At 60.8% G+C, this 8,823-nt stretch carries 6 protein-coding genes; all 6 read right to left on the reverse strand.

From position 1 onward, the window contains the following. Positions 1 to 159: 159 nt before the first annotated feature. Positions 160 to 1,092, reverse strand: coding sequence for a 1-phosphofructokinase family hexose kinase (locus P5540_11030; GenBank protein ID HRT65346.1), 933 nt, complete (start codon positions 1,090 to 1,092; stop codon positions 160 to 162). Then, entirely contained in the window at positions 1,089 to 3,179 is a 2,091-nt protein-coding gene (locus tag P5540_11035) for a DUF3857 domain-containing protein (protein HRT65347.1), read from the reverse strand. The genes P5540_11030 and P5540_11035 overlap by 4 nt, the downstream gene beginning before the upstream one ends. 4 nt (positions 3,180 to 3,183) lie before the next feature. After that, on the reverse strand, positions 3,184 to 5,277 hold the full coding sequence (locus tag P5540_11040; GenBank protein HRT65348.1) for a DUF3857 domain-containing protein: 2,094 nt from the start codon (positions 5,275 to 5,277) through the stop codon (positions 3,184 to 3,186). A gap of 144 nt (positions 5,278 to 5,421) precedes the next feature. Beyond that, a complete protein-coding gene (locus P5540_11045; protein HRT65349.1) occupies positions 5,422 to 6,603 on the reverse strand; it encodes a response regulator in 1,182 nt (393 codons plus the stop codon). Positions 6,604 to 6,731: 128 nt separating this feature from the next. Next, positions 6,732 to 8,465, reverse strand: coding sequence for an amidohydrolase family protein (locus P5540_11050; protein HRT65350.1), 1,734 nt, complete (start codon positions 8,463 to 8,465; stop codon positions 6,732 to 6,734). A gap of 107 nt (positions 8,466 to 8,572) precedes the next feature. Beyond that, the coding region (locus P5540_11055; GenBank protein HRT65351.1) for a hypothetical protein at positions 8,573 to 8,823 on the reverse strand (251 nt) is incomplete at its 5' end.

Genomic DNA, 8,823 nt, shown 5'->3' on the forward strand with positions numbered 1-8,823 from the left:
AAGAAAAGGTGTCCCAAGAACGCTTTCCCGGAAAAAACGTTGTCTATTTACTCAAAATGGCTTTCTGCAAGCCGCCATTTGGACAGAGATGATTTGCTGAATAGCACGAGTATGAAGATAAACGGGGTTGTGGACAATGCCCACGTCAGTGTTGTCATCTCACGCCTTGGACACTGAGACGCGCGGCAGCAGCGACTCCACTTCATCCTTCGTGAAGTGGCCGATATCCCAGCTCATGGCGTTCGCCGTTCCCGCCGCCACGGCCAGCCGCGCCATGTCTTCGATCGGCATCCCTTCGAGCAGGCCGATGGCGAATCCCGCCACAAGCGCATCGCCGCTGCCGACGGGATTGACTTCCTGAATGGTGGGCGGCGTCACGCGCAAACGCATTCCGCCGCAAGAGACCAGCGCGCCATCCCGGCCCAGCGACAACACGACCATCTCAACACCCCCCGTGTGAAAGTATTCGATTGCCCGCCAACGCGCCGCATCGTCGTCCAGCGCGAATCCGGCCCATTCCTGCGCCTCGGCGGCGTTTGGCTTGACCATATACGGCATGGCCTCAAGGCCCAACGCCAACTCCGGCCCGTGCGAATCGAGGATTGTAATCGCGCCCGCCGCCTTCGCGATGGGAATCAATTCGCGGTACAATGCGCGAATCGCTGGATCGGGCACGGTGCCGTTGAAGGTAACCACCCGCGACTTGGCCACCGCCTTCGCAAACAATTCCCGTATGGAGGCCGCTTCCGCTTCCGTAACGCGCGGACCCGGCTCGAAAAAGGCCGTTTGCCGGTGGATCTTTTCCTCCAGCACAGTCGTGATGGTTCGCGTTTGCGATGCAACCCACGCCGGCATGCACTCGACGCCGTCCTGCTCACGAATCATTTCGACGACGTGCGCGCCGGGATGGCCCCCCACGATAACCATCGCCGCCGTCGAACGGCCCAGCGCCTTGACCGCCCGCGACACGTTCGTTCCTTTTCCTCCGGGGATGCAGGTGTACCGCTGCGACCGCATGAAGGTTCCTACATTCAATTCGGGGATAAATACCGTCTTGTCAACGCATGGATTGGGGGTTAGCGTGAGGATCATGGCCGTTTCTCGATGATGACACGCCGGCGCGCAAGATTGGCGCGCGCTTCCTGCACCCGCTTGTAGTCCGCGTAGGCGGACGCGGGCGCACACAACGTCCTGATGTCGTGGGTGTCTTCAAAGGCGATCGTGTTTCCCTTTGCGCTGAATTTGGCGCGGTATGCGACGATTCCGGTTTTCAGGCGGATGTTGCCGGGGCCGCCATACACCGCAAACCCTTTCGGCAACTCGATGGAACCGGCCACGCGCGCGCGGGCCGCGTGAAACCAGAACAAGCCATATTCGCGCGTGGAACGTCCTGCGTCCGCCGCGCTGTAATCCACGGCCGGCAAATTGAACAGCATGAGATCGCCGCCGGCCGTTGTGGCAAAACCCGGAATCCGGCACGAAAGTGAAATCGAGGGAGGTACGGCAAGGTCCGCCAGATCGCTGGTCTTGTAACTCTTGAGAAGGGCCGCGGGATGCAGACGCGCGGCCGCAGCCTCGAGTTGGTGGCGCAACTGCTGCTCGTCGAAATCCTTGAACGCGCGCAGCCCCGCCTGTCCGTTGCCCGTGGCGGTGTAAACGATTTCAAGGTCCAGTTCGCCGTCTTCACGCAGGCGCGCCTCGAAACGCGTCTCGTCTCTTTCGGAATCGGGTTTTGCCGCGGGAATGGTCATGCGTTTGGCGCCCTTGTCGAGGAATACCAAGGCCGGCGAATCCTGCATGTCGCCGGGAACCGTCCCGAAGGACAGCCGGTCGCTGATCGTGGTCGAAAAAAGGCCGTTTTTCACCAGATACACGGCCGAGCGATGAAAGGCCCGAATCGAAGGCACATTCTCGTCAAGCGGTCCCTGCATGCGGTTGCGCACGAGCGCGAACGCGCAGTCGAACCCAGCCGCTTTCAGCATGGCCCAATACAAAATGTTCTTGTCCAGTTCGTTGGCGAGGCCGCGCGCGGCGGTTTCGTCCGGCACATGGGGCTGGAAGCGAAATTCATGCTGTCCGACGGGCGCGGTGCGAATCGTTTTTGCGATGTGCGCGTAAATGGCCGCGGCCCCGCCGCCTTTCGCCAATTCGACGGCTTTGCCGCGCAGCGGATCGGACAGCGGCGGCAAGGCGTCGAGCATGGCGCGATAGGCTTGCGCCGCATCGTTCCATGTGGCGGGAGCGCCCAATGTCAGCAAGGGGATGAACGTGTTGCGGGGCGGCATGAGCGGTTCTTGCACGATCCCGGTTTCGGGCTGTTTGAGGCGCCAGACGCGGCGGATTCGTCCATTTTCGGAGGTTTCGGAATAGTCAATCTTGCCGGCGCTTGCCGCGCTCAGGCCATGCGGAATGTCCGTTCCGGCAGGCGCAATCACCACGACTTCCTTGCGTAACAGGGGCGAATCGTAGCGGAACGGTTCCTCGGAGTAGAAAGGTTCAAGCGGGGAGTCGCGTCTGCGCTCGACCGTGTACTGAACGTCGAGAATGCTTCCCGGCGCCGGTTCCTTGCAGGCAAAACGAAGTCGCGACAGCCGGCGGTAGTCGGGAAACCGCACATGCACCGATTCGTCCTTGATCGCCGTATCGTTCAAATGCAACACGCGCCCGTCCGGCGCGACGGTCAGCGCGAAATCAATTTCCGGTTTGTCGGCATCGTCGAAATACCGGATCGTCGTGCTGGCGGCGTTTTCACCGCGTTGGCGGAGAATCTTGGTAATCGTGCGCGTCGTTTCCCGCACGAGACCGGGCGTCGTCAGGTCGAGGAGGCGGCGGTGCAGAAGCGTGACCGATCCGTCGGCCGGATAATCCTTTTCGGACGGCTGCGACGCGATACACTCCCGAAGATCGGGATCGGTAATCATGTCGGCGCGGGATATTTCGTCGTATTGGCGCGCCTTTTGAAGTTGAATGCGCGCGACGTCTTCCTTTTTATGGGTTTTGACGCCGTCCGGTTCCTCGAAGGTTACGGTTTCCGGTTCCATGGCTTTGAGCACCCCTTCGGCCTGTTCGCCCGCCCGCAGGTACAGGGTGTCCGCCGGAACCGGACACGGCATGCCGCAAAGGAACAGAACGATCAGCCGAATCACGCCAAACGATTTTTTTGAAAAAAATTTTTTCATACGATCAATCCTTTGCGGACAGGAAAATTTCCTGTTTTCCAAAAGCGGCGATTTTTCGCAATGCATCGCGATAGGCGGGGTAATCGGCGGGCGGCACGATGCGATCAAGACGCCGGAACGACTCGTTCAGCAGTACCCGGCCTTCCTGTTCCTCGTATTTCGCGTGGTATTCGAGATAGGGACTCGACAGATCGAGCGGGGGCGGCATCCATCTCACATGAAAACCGGCGGGCATCGCAAGAGCGATTTCGAGCACGCGCTCCTCCGTCGTCATGTACTGGATTGGATACCGCCGTTTTTCGAGCGCGGCTTCGGGAAAATCCCGTTCGAGCGTCGGCATGCGCAGATACAGGAGATCCTTTACGCGAATCGCGTGTCCGGGCAGCGCGTAGTCAATCGTCATCGCCAACGGCACACCGAGATCATCAACCGGCGTCAGCGTGAAATCGCGCAGGATTGCGCCCGGACTGATCGCGTTGACGTATTCCATCATCATCGGTCTGCGCTGGTCCTCGCGCGCGTTTTTCCAAAAAGAGCGAATGCCTGCCTCGACCGTGCCGTTGTAGTCGTTGCGCGTCTTGACCTCCGCGTCGCCGTTGGCCGACAACGCAATGTCCAGCCGCGACACGCGCCGGTTGTCTTCCGGCGGCGGCACGGGAATCGTCCGGATGTCGCCGCGAATCGCGTTGACGGCCGCGATGCCGTGGTCGTCCGCGCGAAAATAGGGGTAACGGTACGTTTGCGCCGTCGTGTCGAGGTAGAAGCAGCGCCCGGCGAGGCACACTTCGCTGATGCAGTGATTGCCGCTGAGCGTGGGGATTTCCGTGACCGCCGCGCCCGCGTCGTTGGTCATGACGATAATGGGGTAGGCCTCGATGCCGATGATCTTGAGCATCGTGCAGAACAGAATGGATTTGTCCGTGCAGTCGCCGTACCGGTTCTCGAAGGTCTCCTGCGCGGTATGCCCTGAAAAGCCGGCGCCAAGGCTTCCCTTGATGGAGATGTAGCGCGTGTTTTCCTGGACCCAATGGTAAATGCGCGCGAGTTTTTCTTCATCCGTTTGCACATCCCGCACAATTTCCCGGACTTTTTCCTCGATGGCCGGTGTGGATTTCATGCGCGCCTGTTGCAGGCTGCGCAAAAGGGCGAAGACTTCCTGGTGATCCTTGAACACCGAGCATTCGACCATGGGCACGACGTCCGGCTCCGGCGGCATCATCGGCTCTTCGACGACGGGCGGCATGTTTTCGAGTTGCCATGTGTAAATCCGGGTGTCGCCCGTTTCCTCAATGGCCGGATCGGCCTGTTTCGGTTCGGGAAAGTTGCGCGTTGCATAATTCAGCGGCACGTCCTTCGGCATTTCGACCGTAAGCCGCGACAGGATCATGGGTTCAGTGCTCTGAAAGAAAAATCCCGGGCTGAACAGTCGCGGATCTTCGGGATTGTACTCCTCGTACTCGTAGCAATACTCGACGATGCATCCGATTTCGACGCCGGGAATGACGCCCGTGAGGACCTTCCGGTTCGGATTGAAAAACATCATTTCCTCGGACGGGCTGCTGGTTTTGATCATGGCCGGCGTCAGGACGGTCGTGGTTCCGTCCGGCATTATTGCGCGCCCGTACAGAATGCGCGCGCGGCTGCGGCCTTCCTCGAAGCCCGCCCCGACCTGCGCCCATTCCTTTTTCTCTTCTTTCAGGACCAGCCCGGCGAAATGGTACCGGTACACGTGCGTGCCGTCTTTTCGGTAAACGAACCGGCCATCGTCCACCAGCATGACGCCGGCGATGCCGGGAAACGCCTGGATCATCCGCTTCGCCCCGGGAAGCGCCGCGCGCGCCTCCTCCGACAATCCCTCGCCGCCGGCCGCCGCATCCGTTTCGCCCGATTCTTTTTCCCGGAGAAATTCGATGGACTTGACCGCGTCACGCGGCACGGGATCATGTCCCGGAATCGTAAACTGCCTTCCATCGAACGTAATGCCGGACACACCGGAGACGACATCGCCCTGATTCAGGTTCAGCCGTTCGGCCGTACCACCGAACGCCGTCCCTGAAACAAATAGTGCCGCCCACAAAATCCGCAATACATGCTGCATGATCGTTGTCTCCGCGAATAGGGAACCATCTCACAGGAAGAATTGTATCGGAACACACCCGCCGGATGACAAAATTCAGGGGGTGTTCAAGTTTCTTTGTCCGCAACTTCTGTGCATGGTACACAGAAGTTGCGGACAAAGAAATCATGTCCTTGATTGAGGCATTGCGGCTGAGCCGCGTTGGGGAATCCCCACCCGGGCGGCGGCCTTGTATACGTGGCCCACGCCGCTGTCCTGAAGCCGGCATTGTGTCCTGAGCACGTCCTCCTCGCACGCCAAGAAGGCATCCACGACGGCCGGATCGAACGCCGTGCCGCGGCCCTCGATGATAATGCCTTTCGATTTTTCGTGTGTAAACGCCTCTTTGTAGGGGCGCTTGGACGACAGGGCGTCGTACACGTCGCTCACGGCCACAATCCGCGCCGCCAGCGGGATATCGGCCCCTTTCCGCCCATGCGGATATCCGGCGCCGTCCCAACGTTCATGATGAAAATAGGCGATGTCGCGGCCCATCGCCAGAAACGATTCGCGGCCCGCCTCGATGTCCGCCGCGCGCAAGGTATCCCCGCCGATCAGGGTGTGCGTTTTCATGAAATCGAATTCGTCCGGCGTCAAGGCGCCCGGCTTGAGCAGAATACCGTCGGGAATGCCGACTTTTCCGATGTCGTGCAGCGGACTCGAATGGTATATCTCTTCGATGAACGCCGGCGTCAGCGTTTCGCCATACAGGCCGCGCCGGGCCAGTTCCGTCGCGATGGCGCGCGCATAGGACCGGATCCGTTCGAGATGCGCGCCGGTTTCGGTGTCGCGGGATTCCGCCAGTTTGGCCAGGCTGAAGACAGTAACCTGCCGGGTCCGAAGCAGTTGCGCCGTGCGCTCGCGCACGCGCTGTTCCAGTTCCTCGTTCTGCGTTTCCAGTCGCTTCTGGTATTGGATGATTTGATCCTGAAGTGCCTTGGTGCGCAGCGAATTCCGGATGCGCGCATCGAGCAGGAGCGCGTCGAACGGCTTTACGATAAAATCGTCCGCGCCGGCTTCGAGCGCCTGGATGTTGGCCTCGCGCTCATGCAGCCCCGTGACGATGATGACGGGGATATGGCGCGTGCCGGCCGCCTGCTTCAGGTATTGGCAGACCTCGAATCCGTTCATGCCCGGCATCATCAGGTCGAGCAGGATGATGTCGGGCGGTTCCGCCGCAACCTTGTCCAAGGCTTCCTGTCCATCGGACGCACAGGACACGCGATACCCCTTGGCGCCCAAAAACGCCTCGAGGATCCGCGTGTTTTCCACAAAATCGTCCACTACCAAAACGTGGTTTGCCGTCACCTTGTCCGTGCTATTCCTTTCCAACCCTTATCGGATTTTTCGCCGCACCTCTTCTCATGATACCCTTCGTCGGCCCGAAACACAAACCGCGGTCGGCGTAAAAACAGTCGCGTTGTTGTCTCCCGATTTCACGCGCGGCGCAGGACGGCGCCGGCCCGGAGATCCGCGTGGAAGGTGTCGCCTTCGATCACATGCTTCCCGTTGATGAAGACGTGTTCGATTCCCGCAGGGGGGCAATCGGGCTTGTCGAAGGTGGCGTTTGTCGCGATGCGTTCCGGATCGAACACGAGCACGTCCGCAAACGCGCCCTCGGCAAGGAGTCCGCGCCCTTTCAGTCTGAAATGGGCAGCAGGGAGGCCGGTCACCTTGTGAACGGCGGTTTCGATGGGCAGCATCCGTTTTTCGCGGACGTACCGCCCGAAGAATTTTGGATAGCAGCCGTAAAAGAGCATGGAGGGTTTTCCCATGCCCATGAGAATGGTGTCCGTCGAAATGGAGACCTTCGGATGCTTGATGGGCGCAAAGGTCGAACGTTCGGTCAGTTTGTCTTCCGGGTGCGCCAGCGATTCGAAGACGAGGACGTGGCCTTCCTCTTCGAGGAGGAGATCGCAGGCGGCGTCGAGCGGGTGCTTGTGCTGCTCGCGGGCGATGTCCACGAGCCGCATGCCCTCGTAACGTTTGTTCTTTTCCGAGACGACGGCCATGATGCGGCAGCATTCCCATCCCATCAGGTGGAACAGATTCAGCGACCACGAGTCGTTTTCGACATGCGGCCATTTTCCCTTCCCGTGCTCGATGGCGCGTCGGATGCGCTTGCGGCTTTCCGGATCGCGCAGGCGGGCGATCACGTCTTCGCGGCTCCCCTCGAGGGCCCACGGCGGGAAAAACGCCAGCAGGTGCGTGAACCCCGTCGTCGTGGGCATGACATCCATCCCGATGTCCGCGCCGCTTTCGATGGCGCGCAGCATGCGGTCCACGCAATGCCGCAGGGGACCGTCGAGCGGGAGCGGGGGCGTCCAGCGGTCCGACAGTTTGGCCAGTGCGCGGATTCCCGCGCGGATCGGCGGTCCGAAGGGTCCGAAAACCGGCAGCGCAAAGATGTGTGAAATCTGCGCGGCGATCCCGTTGGTCCGGGCGACTTCGACGACTTCGTCAATGGCCTTGGCCACGGTGTTCGCCGAATAACTGCGCAGATGGCAGGCAAAGACGCCATTGTGCCGCTTGAGCGCACGGCCCAACCGCACCATTTCGCGCGTGTCGCTTTGACTGCCGGGATAATATTGCAGCCCCGCCGACAGGCCGAGCGCGCCCTCGTCCACGGCGCGTTCCACCTCGTCGGCCATCGCGTCGCACTCGGCATCGGTGGCGTAGCGCCGTTCGGGGCCGAGTTGGTTGATGCGGATCACGCCGTGCGGCGCCAGCACGCCGGTATTGAGAAGCACCCCCCGTTTTTCGAGCGTGTCGAGAAATTCGCCCATGCTTTGCCAAGGACACTCCCGATCGAGATCGAGATTGGTGAACACCTCGATGTACTGTTGCAGGGCGGCGCGGTGTTTCACGCCCAGCGGGGCCATCGAGAGGCCGCAATTACCGCCGATAAACGTCGTGACGCCCTGCCGCACAAGCGGTTCGAGCAGTTGTGCGTGATCCGGACGGAAAATGGTCAGGTCGGCGTGGGAATGCGGATCCACGATACCGGGGCACACCACCTTGCCCGAAGCGTCTATTTCGCGCGCCGCCGTAAAGCCGTTGGCGTGCCCGACCAGCGAGATGCGATCCTTCTCGATGCCGACATCGGCCTTGATCCCCGGCTTGCCCGTTCCGTCCACCACCAACCCGTTGCGAATCAATACATCCAACATACCACTACCCTTCGTGCCGCCCCAACGGCTCTTGTTACACCCAACACAGCCTTCCCCAGACTACTACACTTCGCGCGCCGCGTCAAGATCCTAAAAAAATCGAAAAATCAGACGGGTCGCCCAAAACAACCCGGCGGCAGCGGTCCCTCGCCTTCGCCTTCACCCTCCCCTTCACCTTCACCTTCACCTTCGCCTTCGCCTTCGCCTTCGCATTCGCCTTCGCCTTCGCCCTCGCCTTCTCCTTCGCCCTCGCCCTCGCCCTCGCCCTCGCCTTCGCCTTCGCCTTCGCCCTCGCCTTCGCCCTCGCCCTCACCTTCGCCTTCGCCCTCGCCTTCGCCTTCGCCCTCGCCCTCACCTT

This window comes from Candidatus Hydrogenedentota bacterium, from assembly GCA_035450225.1.
Taxonomy (GTDB): domain Bacteria; phylum Hydrogenedentota; class Hydrogenedentia; order Hydrogenedentales; family SLHB01; genus DSVR01.

Bases quoted from the DNA above. Each gene is read 5' to 3' on its own strand.
- P5540_11030 (HRT65346.1), bottom strand. From the start codon at position 1,092: ATGATCCTCACGCTAACCCCCAATCCATGCGTTGACAAGACGGTATTT.
- P5540_11035 (HRT65347.1), bottom strand. From the start codon at position 3,179: ATGAAAAAATTTTTTTCAAAAAAATCGTTTGGCGTGATTCGGCTGATC.
- P5540_11040 (HRT65348.1), bottom strand. From the start codon at position 5,277: ATGCAGCATGTATTGCGGATTTTGTGGGCGGCACTATTTGTTTCAGGG.
- P5540_11050 (HRT65350.1), bottom strand. From the start codon at position 8,465: ATGTTGGATGTATTGATTCGCAACGGGTTGGTGGTGGACGGAACGGGC.